Raw genomic sequence first — 14,693 nt, forward strand, 5'->3', positions numbered from 1 at the left:
TTCCGCAACCTTTGTTAAATTAAAATAATATTAGAATAATTATAAAATGATATAATTATGACTATACAAAGTTCGTATTTTATCAGCTATTTGATTTGAATAGACGATAAAGTTAACTTAATTTTACAAAAGGGGAAGAAAACATGAAAGAAGTTGGATCAACGTTAGTAAAGCGGGGGATGGCCCAGATGCAAAAGGGTGGCGTGATTATGGATGTCGCCAATGTTGAACAGGCCAAGGTCGCCGAAGCAGCCGGGGCGGTCGCTGTCATGGCCCTTGAACGCGTTCCTTCCGATATTCGTGCCGCTGGTGGGGTTGCTCGGATGTCAGACCCAGCTATGATTGAAGAAATCATGGCAGCTGTTAGTATTCCAGTAATGGCTAAGGCTCGAATTGGCCATCAAACCGAAGCCCATGTCCTGGAAGCCATTGGTGTTGACTACATTGATGAAAGTGAAGTTTTGACGCCGGCCGATGATGTTTACCACATCGACAAGAACGAGTTTACTGTCCCCTTTGTTTGTGGTTGCCGGGACTTAGGCGAAGCCCTCCGCCGCATTGGTGAGGGAGCTTCAATGTTGCGAACCAAGGGGGAACCTGGAACGGGGGATGTTGTTGAAGCAGTTCGCCACATGCAACAAGTCAACCAGCAAATTCGTCAAATTGTGGCCGAAAAGCCTGAAAACTTGATGGTGATTGCCCGTGACCTGCGAGCTCCATTGGACTTAGTCAAAGAAATCCATGAAACTGGCAAGTTGCCAGTCGTCAACTTTGCCGCTGGAGGAATCTCAACCCCAGCTGATGCAGCTTTGATGATGAACCTGGGTGCCGACGGGGTCTTTGTTGGTTCAGGAATTTTCAAGTCTGAAAACCCAGCTAAGTTTGCCAAGGCAATCGTCGAAGCAACCGCCAACCCAACCGATTACAAGAAGATTGCCGAAGTTTCCAAGAACTTGGGGGCTGCGATGAAGGGAATCGATACTGCTAGCTTGGCTGACCAAGACAAGATGGCTCCCCGCGGAATTTAAGAGGAGGCTGACAAATGAAAATTGGTGTTTTAGCCTTACAAGGTGCCGTTGATGAGCACCTGCAAATGTTAGCTGACTGCGATGTGACCGGCACAGAAGTTCTGACAAAAGCGGACTTGGATGACATAGACGGTTTGATTATTCCCGGTGGGGAAAGTACGGCAATTTTGAACTTGTTGGAGAAGTTTGACATGGTTGAAACCCTTCGCCAACAAATCCGGGATGGTCTGCCAGTCTTTGGAACTTGTGCCGGCATGGTTTTACTAGCCCGTGAAGACGCCTTAGCTGGCTTCCACGGCACGGTTGAACGCAATGGATTTGGCCGGCAAAAAGATAGCTTTCAAGAAAGTCTAACAGTTGCCGGCTTTGAAGGTGACTTTGAGGGTGTCTTTATCCGGGCGCCATATCTTCATGATGTTGGTGCCGATGTTAGTGTCTTAGCAACCGTTGATGATAACCGGATTGTGGCCGTGCAAAAAGACAATGTTTTGGCGACCGCCTTTCATCCGGAATTATCTGGCGATACCCGGTTGCATGAGCGGTTTTTGGAGATGGTGGCTAAGGCTTAATTTGCTAGGAAAAGTAAATGCTTTGGTAAATGAAAATAAAGGTTCAAAGTCTGTCTGCCTAGCTTGAAAAAATCCCTCCGATAGTCTAAAATTATATGGAACACATTATTGGAGGATTTCACATGTCTAACTGGACAGCAGCTGCGGATGCAAACCGTGGTACTTTAGAATTTTCAATTGCACAAGAAAACGTGCAAAAGGCTTTGAAGCAAGCCTTTGATAAGAACAAGGACAAGATTGCCGTACCTGGCTTCCGTAAGGGAAAGGTACCAATGCCTTTGTTCTTGCAAAAGTTTGGTGAAGAAGCCTTGTACCAAGACGTGATGGACATTGTTTTGCCAGCTGCTTATGAAGCTGCTGTTGCTGAACAAGGCATCACAGTTGTTGGTCGCCCTGACATTGCTCCAATCTCAATGGACAAGGGTGCTGACTGGCAAATGAAGGCCGAAGTAGCCATCGCCCCAGAAATCAAGTTGGGTGACTACAAGGGCTTGTCAGTTGAAAAGCAAGACACAACGGTTTCAGAAGAAGACGTTGATGCCGAAATCAAGCGCCAACAAGAAAACCAAGCTGAATTGGTTTTGCAAGAAGACGGAACGAAGGCTGAACAAGGCGACACTGTCGTAATCGACTTTGATGGTTCTGTTGATGGCGACCACTTCGAAGGTGGCCAATCAAAGGATTACTCTTTGGAATTGGGTTCAGGTTCATTTATTCCTGGCTTCGAAGACCAATTGGTTGGGCACACTGCTGGTGAAGACGTTGACGTTAAGGTTACCTTCCCAGAAGACTACCAAGCCAAGGATTTGGCTGGTAAGGAAGCTTTGTTTGAAGTTAAGCTTCACGAAATCAAGCGTAAGTCATTGCCTGAATTGGACGATGAATTTGCTAAGGATGTTGACGAAGACGTTGATACTTTGGCCGAATTGAAGGAAAAGACCAAGAAGAACTTGCAAGAAGCACGCGACCAAGCTGCTAAGGAAGCATTTGAAGATGCTGCCGTTCAAGCGGCCGTTGACAATGCTGAAGTTGCCGGTGGTTCAATTCCTGAAGAAATGATCAACGAAGACGTTGACCGTCAAATGCAACAATACCTTGCTCAATTGCAACAACAAGGTATTTCACCTGAAATGTTCTTCCAAATCTCTGGTCAAAACCAAGATTCATTGAAGGAACAATTCAAGGATGGTGCTGAAAACCGGGTTAAGACGAACTTGGTTTTGGAAGCAATCATCAAGGCTGAAAAGGTTGAACCTACGGATGCTCAAGTTGCTGAAGAAGTGAAGTCATTGGCAGAACAATACAACATTTCTGAAGAACAAGTTAAGCAATCATTGTCAGATGCTTTGTTGAAGCATGACATCGCGATGAAGGCAATCGTTGATAAGATTGTTTCAGAAGCAAAGGCTAAGTAAGCCACACATGTAAAAAGCCCGACCGGGCTTTTTTTCATATCTAAGTACTTTTTGTAAGAAATTAGGAGGATTTATGGCACAGACTCCAGATGAAACGATGCCCGTCCACTGCTCTTTTTGTGGTAAGGACGCGGATGAAGTGAAGAAGTTAGTTGCGGGACCGGATGGACTCTACATTTGTAATGAATGTGTGGCTTTAGCGGACCAAATTATCGACGAAGAAATCCAAGTTGACCAAGCAAATGAACAAATTGCCTTGCCAACACCAAAGGAAATCGTTGAGAGCTTGGGCGACTATGTGATTGGTCAAGACGATGCTAAAAAGACTTTGGCCGTTGCCGTTTATAACCACTACAAGCGGGTCAATGAGAACGCCTTGAAGACCACTGACGTGGAATTGCAGAAGTCAAATATTGCCTTGCTTGGACCAACTGGGTCAGGAAAGACTTATTTGGCCCAATCGTTGGCTAAGATTTTGCAGGTGCCATTTGCCATTGCGGACGCGACGACTTTGACTGAAGCCGGTTATGTCGGTGAAGACGTTGAAAACATCTTGTTGAAGCTCTTGCAGGCGGCTGACTTCGACGTGGAATCAGCTCAACGCGGGATTATCTACGTTGATGAAATTGATAAGATTGCTAAGAAGTCCGAAAACGTTTCGATTACGCGAGATGTTTCGGGTGAAGGGGTCCAACAGGCTTTGCTAAAGATGCTTGAAGGCACTGTTGCTTCTGTGCCACCTCAGGGTGGCCGTAAGCACCCCCAGCAAGAACTAATCCAAGTGGATACCACCAATATCTTGTTCATTGTTGGTGGGGCCTTTGCTGGTTTGGATACGTTGATTAAGGAACGGTTGGGAAACCGGGTAATTGGCTTTGGGTCGACAACCTCTGACCAGGCCAAGGCTTTGGATAATCCCAACGTTTTGCAAAACGTTGAGCCCGAAGATTTGACCAAGTTTGGTTTGATTCCTGAATTTATTGGACGGTTACCAATTATTACCGTCTTAGATGAATTGACAGTGGAAGATTTGACTCATATTTTGACGCAGCCAAAGAACGCCTTGGTTAAGCAGTATAAGGCCTTGCTTGGTTTGGATGACGTTGACTTGGAATTCCAACCTTCAGCATTGTCGGCGATGGCCAACTTAGCTATCGAACGGGGAACCGGTGCCCGTGGTTTGCGGTCAATTATTGAAAACGTGATGAAGGACGTGATGTATGACATCCCAAGTCGCGACGACATTGAAAAGGTTGTGATTACGAAGGCAGCAGTTTTGTCCGGTAAGGAACCTAATTTGGTGTTGAAGAAAGCTAAAAAGGACTAATTATGGACGTTCATAACGTTGAAATGGTGATGTCCGCCGTTTCGCCCACTCAATATCCAACCGATGGCCGGGCTGAATTTGCCCTGGTGGGTCGGTCAAATGTCGGTAAGTCATCGTTAACCAATACGTTGATCAACCGAAAAAACTTCGCCCGGACTTCCAGTCAGCCTGGTAAGACCCAGACTTTGAACTTTTACGATGTCGAAGGGGAGTTGTACTTCGTCGACGTTCCCGGCTACGGCTATGCCAAAGTTTCTAAGAAGAAGCGTGAAGAGTTCGGTCAGATGATTGAAACCTACATTACTTCCCGGAAGCAGTTGCGTGGGGTCATCTCATTAGTGGATGCCCGCCATGCGCCAAGTGAAGAAGATGTAATGATGTACCGCTGGTTGAATTATTACCATATTCCAATCTTGTTGGTTGCTACGAAGGCTGATAAGGTTGCCCGTGGCAAATTAAACCAGGCTGAATCAATCATTAAGAAAAAGGTTGAATTTGACCCGGAAAATTCAGACTTCCAATTCTTTTCTTCACTGACTAAGAGTGGAAAAGACGAAGTTTGGCAGTGGATTGAAGACCGAATTTAATTAAAAAATCGCAACTATACCATTGACAGCTTTAACGGTTTATTTACAATAGTAGGTAGGAGGTAAGACAATGTCTCAAGATACCGCAATTTTTGCCGGAGGATGCTTTTGGTGCATGGTAGAACCATTTGATTCACTACCAGGGATCGAAAAAGTTCGTTCTGGCTATACCGGTGGCCACGTGGCCAACCCAACCTATGAAGAAGTTTGCTCGCACACAACTGGGCATACGGAAGCCGTTAAGATTTGGTTCGACCCAGACAAGTTCTCTTACAAGGACTTGGTTGAACTTTATTGGCAAGTTGCTGACCCAACCGATAACACTGGTCAGTTCGCTGACCGCGGTGATTCTTACCGTCCCGTTATCTTTGTTAATTCACCAGAACAGCGAGGAGTTGCAGAAGCTTCTAAAAAAGCTTTGGACGAATCTGGGCGCTTTGACAAGCCAATCCTAACGAGCATCGAAGATGCCAAGCCTTTCTATGAAGCCGAGGAATACCACCAAGACTTCTATCAAAAGGACCCATTGCGTGAAGCAATGATGATGGCACCCCGTCACCAGTATCAAGCAAAGTATTGGGAGGATAAGCAATAATGGCAAAGTATGACCAAGAAGAATTGAAGCAACGTTTGACCCCAGAACAGTTCGAAGTGACCCAAAATGCAGCCACTGAACGACCATTTTCTGGTAAGTATGACCAATGGTGGGATGATGGCATCTTCGTTGATGTTGTTTCCGGCGAACCATTGTTCTCATCAACTGATAAGTACGATTCCGGCTGTGGTTGGCCATCTTTCACCAAGGGGATTGATGACGTTGATTTGAACGAATCAACCGATAACTCCTTTGGCATGACCCGGACAGAAGTCCGGTCAAAGGATGCTGACTCACACTTGGGCCACGTCTTTAATGATGGTCCAGTTGACCGAGGTGGTTTGCGTTATTGCATTAACTCCGCCTCATTACGGTTTGTACCCAAGGCTGACCTCGATAAGGAAGGCTACGGCAAGTATAACTACTTGTTTAACTAAAAGTGATTTTAAAAGTCCACGAGAGTGGGCTTTTTTTGTTGGTGAATTTTCGAGATTGTCGTTGGCAAATCAAAAGGGTGCGTTGCTCATTAGATTTGCTGTAATTTCAAGTAACTTTTGCTTTGCAATTAATGGGTTTTGGATATACTAGAATTACCTTTAAGAAAGAGAGAACGGTAATGGAATTTACTTTCAATGAAAATTTTCTTCGCCTTCGTAAAGAAAGGGGGATTTCTCAAGAAGTTTTAGCAAAGGAATTATTTGTTACTCGGCAAACTATTTCAAAGTGGGAGACTGGCGAAGTGACACCAGATTTGAATAAGATTGCGTCTGTTGCTAAATACTTCGGTGTTGAACCAGAAGAAGTTTTATTTGGAAAACGAGAGATGATTGGCGTTAAAGAAAAGCTACACCATAAAGCTGATGAGTTTTTGACAGAAGATGAAAAGGACAAAGATTGGCATAAAAATCATCGTTGGCGAGAATGGCAATATGGACCAATAAATAATGGCTGGGAATTTCTAGCTCGTTATTATTGGATTATTTTTGCCTTGATTGCTTTTATTGGTTGGGCTTTTGGATTGAAAGCTTTTCAATAAAATGAGTCAAATATAAACGATTATTGTTAATCGTAAAAAGACAGCAATACTGGGTATGCTAAAATCATTTCTAATAAACTGAATTATATTTCATTTTTTATTGGAGAGTGTATGAAAATTAGGGCGAAGCAGTATCGACTTATTTTGTTATCGGTGGCCGTTTATCAGTTTGGTATTATAGGTTTTCTTGCTTTTATTGCTGGAAATAAATATGATTGGGCGAATTATCTTTTAAACACATGTGGTATTTTTCTGTTATTTGTTGTATTTGACTTTGTTGGTCGATGGATAGTTGCTCGGTTTATCAAATAATAAAGACTGTCTTACCAAATGGTAAGACAGTCTTTATTTACCTTCTATTCTAAGTTATTAGATATTTTCTAAGCGAATTTACTACTTGAAAATCAAAAGCAATGGTACAGAAACATTCTTAAACTGGTTAAAATTTTGGGGTGCTAAGATAGTGATATCTAAACTGCGTATTTTATGAAGGAGAAGTTTGATGGGGTATTACATTGGTAAGTTCGGGGTTTTGTTAGTTTACATTGCATCGATCTTGCTACTAATCGAAACACACCACGAGGCCTATTCGAAAGAAAAAATTTCTAAGATTCGAATTGCAACCTTGGCCTTGATTTGGGTGGCTGATATCGCTCTTCTTTTTTCATAAAAAATACTTAGAAGTAAAACGCTATAGGAGTATCTTATGAAAGCTAATTTTGCTATGTTTACAACCAAGTATCCCCGCTGGTCGGGTGTAATTGTTGTTGCCATTATTAACTTGGTTTATATTTTGCTCGCCAACCTCTTTTTACCAGGTCAGTCACTCTTTGGCTGGACGGTTAGTTTTTCATTAAACGTTGGTTTTTTCTCGATTATCATGGTCGCCAGTTGGCTGTGGTCTCGGTATTCAAAGAAAAATAGTTAAAAAGTTCCTGCTCGAAAGAGTAGGAACTTTTTGTTTTAGTGATTAATTTCTTGGTTTAATTGGTTAACGAGTGCTTTGGCTTTGGTCATTGAAATCAGCCAAATGACCACGTAGGTGCAGACATAGATGATGGTGAAAATGATGAACCAGACGACGTTGAACGGGAACCAGCCAGCCAAAACAGCTAAAAGGCTATAGCCAATATAGGTAACCAGAAAATGCAGGATGGTTTCTTTGGTGATACTGGAATGGTCATGCTTGAAGATCATACCTGATAGGCCAAATAAGGTGCCCATTAAAGCCCATAGTAAAATTGAGACGGTAAAGGCATCGATGGGATTTTGGAAGTGGTCATAAAAATTAGGATTGCTAGCATAGATGTTGTTTAATTTGAATAAATAAGAAAAGCAAAGGGCAAATAATAAGCCGATTGTAATTCCGGTGGTAGCTGACGACAAAATCTTTTTTACATACTTAGTCATTTGAGGAACTCCTTTTTGATAGCTTGCATATACCTTCTAGAGACGTAAGTCATGGTTTGATCTTTTAGGATAACCTGGTAAGCCCCGGTTTTGCTGAGCTCAAATTTATCAATGAAAGACCGGTTGATGATTTCTGACTGTGAAATTTGTAGGAATAACTTATCGGGTAGGAGGTCGGCCAGTTCATAGATCCTTTTTTTGACTTTAAAACGTTTGTCTTGGACTTGGCACCAAACCACTTGTTGGTCGGTGTACAGCCGGTCGATTTTAAAAATCGAAATTTGCTGGTAGTCACCACCGTCTTTAACAACTAGATAGTTATTGGCCACTACGGCTTCGATTCCTTGCTTAATCGCTTGAATTTCAGCCGAATCCCTTGGAGATTCAATGGTGATTTGGCTGTTTTTGACCTGTGAGTCAATCGATAAATTTACTTTCATTTGTCTCTCCTTAACGGTTTAAGTATACAAAAATTGCTTAAAAAAGGGTTGGATTTTAAGTATTTGGTCAAAATAGTTAGATATTTGGTAAAAAATCTACACATAAAAATCTATTAATTTGTCAAAAGGAACTCGAAGTGAGTCCCTTTTTTTGTTTGTCCGAATGTTTGGTATAATGTTAGCAACACGTCATTTTGAAAATGACGGTCAAGTAATCGATTTGATAATCGAGGAAGCATCGGAGAACATGGTAAAGTCAAACTTAGTCAAAGCCAACTTAACAGGGGACCGGATTGGGGTTTTCTTCGGAACGCTGGCACCAATGCACATTGGTCACCAGGCTGAAATCTACAAGGCGGCAGCCTTGAATGACGGGGTCGTGGTGATTACTTCTGGTTACACGGGTGACCGTGGTGACCAGATTGGACTGCCGGTTGAAAAGCGGTTCCGTTATTTGCGTGAAGCCTTTAATGACGAAGAGAATATCAAAGTTGACTACATTAACGAAGATGATATTCCGCAAATGCCAAATGGCTGGCAGGAGTGGACGGACCGGTTAACCAGTACGATTCGCCGCAATATTGTTAATCCAGATGCGAAGATTACCCTCTATACTGGGGAACCGGACTATAAGGAAATGTTGGAAAAACTCCTGCCCCAAGATGGAACTTTCCAGGTTTCTTTGATGGACCGGACAATTTTGAAGGTTTCGGCGACGGCTGTCCGGAATGACCCCTTGGGGAACTGGGACTACATTAACCGGGTCTTCCGCCGTCACTTTGCCAAGAAAATCTTGGTGGTTGGGGCACCGTTGACGGGGAAGTCGACTTTGACCAGGCGGTTAGCCCGGACCTCAAACTCACCATTTTCAATTGAGTTTTCTCGGACCTACCAAGAGAAGTCAAACGTCTTTGATAGCGAATTGCTATTGAAGGATTATTCACGGATTATCCAGGGACAGTACGATGCTAACTCGGCTGAAATCAACTCACCAGCCAACAATGGCCTGACTTTCTTTGACACTGATGCCATGGTAACGATGGCGGAAGCAAGAGCCTGGTTACCAAAGACTGACCGTGACAAATTACAGCCTTTATTTGACAACACAATTGCCGAAGAAGAATTGGACTTAATCTTAGTGATTCCACCAGAAGTAGCCGTGCAAAACGGGGCTGACGAAGACGAAAGCCATGATTTTGACGCTCACTTGTGGCAGGTAATTAAAGACTATGGCTTTGAACAAAAGGCCGTCGCCCTGGACCGGACCGGTGGTCCGGATGACCATGCCGGTTATTACGCCCGCTATTTGCAAGCCTTGGAAATTATCGAAGACAAGGTTGGCGTGAATTTGACCAAAGTCTAAAAAAGACTGACCTGTGTGTCAGCCTTTTTACTTAGAAACTCTTTTGAAAGGAGAAAGCCAATGGTACGCTATGCGCAAGTGGTTGTCGATGTTCCAACCAAACAAACGGACCGCCCCTATACGTACTTAGTTCCAGACGATTTAAGTGGCCAGGTCTTACCCGGGGTCCGGGTTCTAGTAGCCTTTGGTCACCGGTCGGTCTTGGGCTATGTTTTAAAAACAGACCAAGACTTACCGGCTGACTTAGAAGCTGACCAGGTCAAAGATATCTTGTCAGTCTTAGATGACCAGCCGGTTTTGAGCCAGGAATTATTAGACCTTGGCACCCGACTATCGGCCCAAAATTTCTCCTTTCAGGTTTCCTTTTTGGCGCTGATGCTACCAACGGCCTTGAAGGCCTCTTACCGTAAGGAAATTACAGCGGGGGCTGGTTTGACCGATGTTGACCGAGTGGCTTACTTAGACGGCCAACAAAGCCGGTTAGTGAAAACCAAGGACTTCTCTGCCAAAGAATGGCGGGCTCTCCGCCAATTAGAAGCTGCTGGCGCCGTTCATATTAAAACTGTGATTGAAAACCAGGGCCGGGTGAAGACAGAGCTTGGTTACCAGGTGGTTGATGATGAGGACTTGTTGCAAGGCGCTCGGGCTAGTTTGAAAAAGTCGGCGAAGAGTCAGGCGACCTTGCTCGACTTTGCTCTGGACCATGTCGGTCAAACCTTTAGTAAAAAGGACTGGTTAGCCCAGGTGGATGTCGCAGCGGCGACTTTGACAACCGGGGTGAAAAACGGTTGGTTGGAAAAGGCCCAATTAGAGGTGAAACGTCGACCCGAAAACTTAGTGGTTGGCAAGAATGAACCAGTAAAGGTCTTAAACGACGACCAACAGTCAGCTTATGACGAAATAACGGCCGCCATTGACAACAATCAAAGCAAGACGTTCTTACTAGAAGGAATTACCGGTTCGGGAAAAACCGAGGTTTATTTACAAGCGGCGCAACAGGCGGTTGACCAGGGTGGCCAAGTCTTATTTTTGGTGCCAGAAATTGCCCTAACCCCTCAGATGCAACGTCGAGTCGCCGAACGGTTCGGGGATAAGACGGCCGTTTTACACTCCGGTCTGTCGGCTGGTGAACGCTATGATGAATGGCGGCGGATTCAAGCGGGCCAGGTGGATGTGGTTGTTGGGGCTCGGTCAGCGGTCTTTGCCCCCTTGCAGAAGCTGGGATTGATTATCGTTGATGAGGAACATGAAAGTTCTTATAGTCAAAGCGAAAACCCACATTATTCAGCCCGCGATGTCGCCTTGTGGCGGGGTGACTACCACCAAGCACCTGTTGTGTTAGGGTCGGCCACACCGTCCTTAGAAAGTCGGGCTAGGGCTCAAAAAGGGGTTTACCAGCTTCTGAAGCTGACCCACCGGGCCAACCCTTCGGCTACTTTACCAAAAGTTGAAATCGTTGACATGCGTGAGGCCTTGGCCGGTCAGGGTGATACTAATTTTTCACCAGACTTATTAGAGAAATTAAAGGCTCACTTGGATAAGGGTGAGCAGGCGGTCTTATTATTGAACCGTCGCGGCTTTTCTTCCTTTGTGATGTGCCGAGACTGTGGTTATGTGCCAAGGGACCCCAACTGTAACTTAGCGATGACCCTGCACATGGATACCAAGACTTTGAAGTGCCACTACTGTGACTTTCAGGCGCCAATTCCAAAAATTTGTCCAAATTGCGGGTCCAACCGGATTCGCTACTATGGAACTGGGACGGAAAAGGTTGAAGCTGAATTAGCAAAACTGTTGCCCGGTTACCCAGTGATTCGTTTAGACCAGGATACAACCCGGAAAAAGGGTGCGATGGCCAAGGCCTTAGCTGAATTTGGCCAGAAAAAAGCTCAAATTTTATTGGGGACTCAAATGGTCGCCAAAGGACTGGATTTTGAGGATGTAACGCTGGTTGGCGTCTTAAACGCTGATACAGGCTTAGGGTTACCAGACTTTCGGGCTAGTGAAAAAACCTTTGACCTGTTAACCCAGGTAGCTGGTCGGGCTGGCCGTGGTGACCGTCAAGGTGAGGTTGTTATTCAGACCTTTAACCCTGACCACTATGCGCTGACTTACGCCAAAAACCACGATTACGAAGGCTTTTACCGGCAGGAAATGGCTATCCGCCACGCCGGTGAATTTCCACCATACTACTACACCATTCAAATTCAAACCTCTCATACCGATGAAAATGCGGTGGCGGTCCAAAGTGCTAAGATCGGTGCTTGGTTACAAAAACGGCTACCAGAAGAGGTCGTGATGTTGGGACCTTCACCACAATCAATTGCTAAGTTAAAGGGCCGGTATTACTTCCAGATTTTGCTGAAGTTAAAAAAGCCTCACGAGGCTGAAGACTTGCTCAGGGACCTTGTAGTCCAGTCACAAAAAGCTGAGGTCGGCTTTCAGTTGGAAGTCCGCCGCGACCCGGTAAACTTTATTTAAGGTTGGCTTGCTAAGGCCTAGGTTGGGTTTGATTTGCTAGTGGAAAAGTGGTCTGAACCGATTTGTTATAATAGAGAATACGAACACTTTTTTTAGAAATTACGTGAGGAAGAAAATGACCTACCGGATTGTTTTTATGGGAACGCCTAGTTTTGCGGTTCCGCTCTTAGAAGCTTTAAACCAAGATGACCAGTATGAAGTGGCGGCTGTGGTAACGCAACCAGACCGGCCTCAGGGTCGTAAGCAAAAGTTAACTCCTAGTCCGGTGAAAGAGGCGGCCTTGGCGGTCGGCTTGCCGGTCTTACAACCAGAAAAAATTGGCGGTTCTGCCGAAATGGACCAAATTATTGACCTGGCCCCTGACTTTATCGTGACGGCGGCCTTTGGTCAGTTCTTGCCAGACAAGTTGTTAGCGGCTGCCAAAATTGCAGCGGTCAACGCCCATGCTTCCTTGCTACCAAAGTACCGCGGTGGGGCGCCAGTCCACTATGCCATTATGGATGGTAACCAGGAGACTGGGGTGTCCTTGATGTACATGGTAAAGAAGATGGATGCTGGTGATGTGATTGACGTTGTCAAGGTGCCAATTGACCATGATGACAATGTTGGTACCATGTTTGACAAGTTGAGCCAAGTGGCAGCACCATTGGTCTTGGAAAACTTGCCCAAGTTGGCGGCGGGAACGGCGACGGCAACACCACAGGACCCAGACCAGGTTACTTTTTCACCAAATATCAGCCGGGACCAGCAGGTCTTGCACTTTGACCAAGAAGAAGCGAGCCGATTGGACTACCATATCCGTGGTTTGTACCCAACTCATTCGGCTCATGCTGATGTGGGTGGTGCCCGAGTGAAGTTTGTGTCTGCTACGGCTTTGCCGGATAAGACGGATGTCAAGCCGGGTGTGATCGTTGAAAAAACCAAGAAGAAATTAGTGGTGGCTGCTGCCAATGGCACAACCTTACAAATTGACCAACTTCAACCAGCCGGCAAGGCTGTGATGGCTGTTGCTGCTTACCTAAACGGGGCTGGTCAGAAATTTAATGTAGGCGACCAGTGGGTTGACCTCGGGGAATAAAGCAAAAGTAAATGGCAAAAAATACAGTAAAAAATAGTCAAAATCCTCGGCTTTTAGCCGTTGATACCCTGGCGAAGGTAAAAAACGGGGCCTACTCGAACTTACAATTAAACCAGGTTATTAAAAACCACGACTTGAAGCCAACGGACCGGGGCTTGCTAACCACCCTGGTCTATGGGACGATCCAATACCGGCTATTATTGGAATACTGGCTAGCTCCTTTCATCAAGGGCAGGAAGCTTGACCCTTGGGTGAAGGAGTTGCTTTTGACGGCTTTGTTCCAGTGGCATATGTTAGACAAAATTCCAAAGCACGCCATCTTTAACGAAAGTATCCAGGTTGCCAAAGACTTGGGTCATTCTGGCACTGCTAAGTTTGTGACGGCCATCTTGCATCGCTTGGACCGTGAAGGGGTCCGCGATGTTAAAGAGATTACCCATCCCTTGGAACGATTATCAGTTGAATACTCGTTACCTCAGTGGTTGGTGGAAACTTTGATTGACCAGTTAGGTGAGGCGAAGACCAAGAAAATTTTGGCCTCATTGAATGAAGCACCAGCCCAAACGGTCCGGGTTAATACTAAGAAGACGACCGTTGACCAGGCTAAAAAAGACCTTGAAGCCGAAGGCTTTACGGCCCGGTTATCCAAGGTTAGTGGGTCTGGCTTAGTGGTTACTGGTGGTCATGTTGCATCCTCAAAGCCGTTCTTGGATGGATTATTGACGGTCCAAGATGAATCGGCGATGTTACCAGTCGAATCTTTGCAAATTAACGACCAGGTTCAAACCGTGTTGGACGCGGCTGCTGCACCGGGTGGAAAAACCACTCAAATCGCCCAAGAATTAGCCGACGGGGCCACGGTGACCGCTCTAGATATCCATGACCATAAGGTTAAGTTGGTTAAGGACAATGCGAAGCGCTTAGGGTTGGCTGACCAAGTTGAAGCCCAGGCATTGGATGCCAGACAAGTACCAACGGCCTTTGACCATGACTTTGACCGAATCTTGGTTGATGCCCCATGTTCTGGGCTAGGGTTACTGCGCCGTAAGCCGGAAATTCGCTATGAAAAGTCCTTGCAGGATGTTTTGCATTTGGCCGACTTACAGCTAGAAATTTTAAATGCGGCTGTTAAACGACTGGCCAAAAATGGTATCTTAGTCTATAGTACTTGCACGATTTTAGACCAGGAAAACGATGGGGTGGTTGAACAGTTCTTAGCTGCTAACCCGGAAATCGAATTGGTTAAGACCAAGACGGCCTTAGATTTGAAGGCCGACCGGTCAGAAGACGTGTTAAAGATTTACCCAGATGATTATCAAACGGATGGCTTTTTCGTGGCAACCTTTCAAAATAGGGGGTAGTGT

At 45.2% G+C, this 14,693-nt stretch carries 16 protein-coding genes; 14 read left to right on the forward strand and 2 right to left on the reverse strand.

Annotated features, from left to right (window positions below; translation table 11 throughout):
• Window positions 1-143 precede the first annotated feature (143 nt).
• The 10 genes from pdxS (at window position 144) to AC5162_RS00135 (ending at window position 7,485) form a co-directional block, all read left to right on the forward strand.
• Entirely contained in the window at window positions 144-1,028 is an 885-nt protein-coding gene (gene pdxS, locus AC5162_RS00090) for a pyridoxal 5'-phosphate synthase lyase subunit PdxS (protein WP_496533230.1), read from the forward strand.
• 14 nt (window positions 1,029-1,042) lie between these two features.
• Window positions 1,043-1,597 (forward strand): pyridoxal 5'-phosphate synthase glutaminase subunit PdxT, encoded by a 555-nt coding sequence (gene pdxT, locus AC5162_RS00095; RefSeq protein ID WP_496533231.1) that lies wholly within the window; start codon window positions 1,043-1,045, stop codon window positions 1,595-1,597.
• Window positions 1,598-1,719: 122 nt separating this feature from the next.
• Window positions 1,720-3,012, forward strand: a complete 1,293-nt coding sequence (tig, locus tag AC5162_RS00100) for a trigger factor (RefSeq protein WP_496533232.1) — start codon at window positions 1,720-1,722, stop codon at window positions 3,010-3,012.
• Window positions 3,013-3,085: 73 nt separating this feature from the next.
• Window positions 3,086-4,339, forward strand: coding sequence for an ATP-dependent Clp protease ATP-binding subunit ClpX (clpX, locus tag AC5162_RS00105; protein WP_496533233.1), 1,254 nt, complete (start codon window positions 3,086-3,088; stop codon window positions 4,337-4,339).
• 2 nt (window positions 4,340-4,341) lie between these two features.
• Complete coding sequence (gene yihA / locus AC5162_RS00110; protein ID WP_496533234.1) at window positions 4,342-4,926, forward strand: ribosome biogenesis GTP-binding protein YihA/YsxC; 585 nt, start codon at window positions 4,342-4,344, stop codon at window positions 4,924-4,926.
• A gap of 70 nt (window positions 4,927-4,996) precedes the next feature.
• Window positions 4,997-5,521, forward strand: coding sequence for a peptide-methionine (S)-S-oxide reductase MsrA (gene msrA, locus AC5162_RS00115; RefSeq protein ID WP_496533235.1), 525 nt, complete (start codon window positions 4,997-4,999; stop codon window positions 5,519-5,521).
• On the forward strand, window positions 5,521-5,958 hold the full coding sequence (msrB, locus tag AC5162_RS00120) for a peptide-methionine (R)-S-oxide reductase MsrB (protein WP_496533236.1): 438 nt from the start codon (window positions 5,521-5,523) through the stop codon (window positions 5,956-5,958). The genes msrA and msrB overlap by 1 nt, the downstream gene beginning before the upstream one ends.
• 179 nt (window positions 5,959-6,137) lie before the next feature.
• Entirely contained in the window at window positions 6,138-6,557 is a 420-nt protein-coding gene (locus AC5162_RS00125) for a helix-turn-helix transcriptional regulator (RefSeq protein WP_496533237.1), read from the forward strand.
• 502 nt (window positions 6,558-7,059) lie between these two features.
• The gene (locus AC5162_RS00130; RefSeq protein ID WP_496533238.1) at window positions 7,060-7,227 is read left to right on the forward strand and encodes a hypothetical protein; all 168 of its coding nucleotides are present in this window, start codon (window positions 7,060-7,062) and stop codon (window positions 7,225-7,227) included.
• A 36-nt stretch (window positions 7,228-7,263) separates the two neighbouring features.
• Window positions 7,264-7,485, forward strand: coding sequence for a hypothetical protein (locus AC5162_RS00135; protein ID WP_496533239.1), 222 nt, complete (start codon window positions 7,264-7,266; stop codon window positions 7,483-7,485).
• 35 nt (window positions 7,486-7,520) lie between these two features.
• Here the strand turns inward: AC5162_RS00135 and AC5162_RS00140 are convergent, their stop codons facing one another.
• Together AC5162_RS00140 and AC5162_RS00145 are read right to left on the reverse strand one after the other, a co-directional pair.
• Window positions 7,521-7,967, reverse strand: coding sequence for a DUF3021 domain-containing protein (locus tag AC5162_RS00140; RefSeq protein ID WP_496533240.1), 447 nt, complete (start codon window positions 7,965-7,967; stop codon window positions 7,521-7,523).
• Window positions 7,964-8,407 (reverse strand): LytTR family DNA-binding domain-containing protein, encoded by a 444-nt coding sequence (locus AC5162_RS00145; protein ID WP_496533241.1) that lies wholly within the window; start codon window positions 8,405-8,407, stop codon window positions 7,964-7,966. The genes AC5162_RS00140 and AC5162_RS00145 overlap by 4 nt, the downstream gene beginning before the upstream one ends.
• A gap of 247 nt (window positions 8,408-8,654) precedes the next feature.
• Between AC5162_RS00145 and AC5162_RS00150 the strand changes: the two genes are divergently transcribed.
• The 4 genes from AC5162_RS00150 (at window position 8,655) to rsmB (ending at window position 14,690) form a co-directional block, all read left to right on the forward strand.
• On the forward strand, window positions 8,655-9,770 hold the full coding sequence (locus tag AC5162_RS00150) for an AAA family ATPase (RefSeq protein ID WP_496533242.1): 1,116 nt from the start codon (window positions 8,655-8,657) through the stop codon (window positions 9,768-9,770).
• Between the two features lie 60 nt (window positions 9,771-9,830).
• Window positions 9,831-12,251, forward strand: coding sequence for a primosomal protein N' (gene priA / locus AC5162_RS00155; protein WP_496533243.1), 2,421 nt, complete (start codon window positions 9,831-9,833; stop codon window positions 12,249-12,251).
• Window positions 12,252-12,366: 115 nt separating this feature from the next.
• The gene (fmt, locus tag AC5162_RS00160; RefSeq protein WP_496533244.1) at window positions 12,367-13,329 is read left to right on the forward strand and encodes a methionyl-tRNA formyltransferase; all 963 of its coding nucleotides are present in this window, start codon (window positions 12,367-12,369) and stop codon (window positions 13,327-13,329) included.
• An 11-nt stretch (window positions 13,330-13,340) separates the two neighbouring features.
• Entirely contained in the window at window positions 13,341-14,690 is a 1,350-nt protein-coding gene (gene rsmB, locus AC5162_RS00165; RefSeq protein ID WP_496533245.1) for a 16S rRNA (cytosine(967)-C(5))-methyltransferase RsmB, read from the forward strand.
• The last annotated feature ends 3 nt before the right edge of the window (window positions 14,691-14,693 follow it).

This window comes from Fructobacillus sp. ChS1-6f1-1-27 (genome assembly GCF_059579415.1).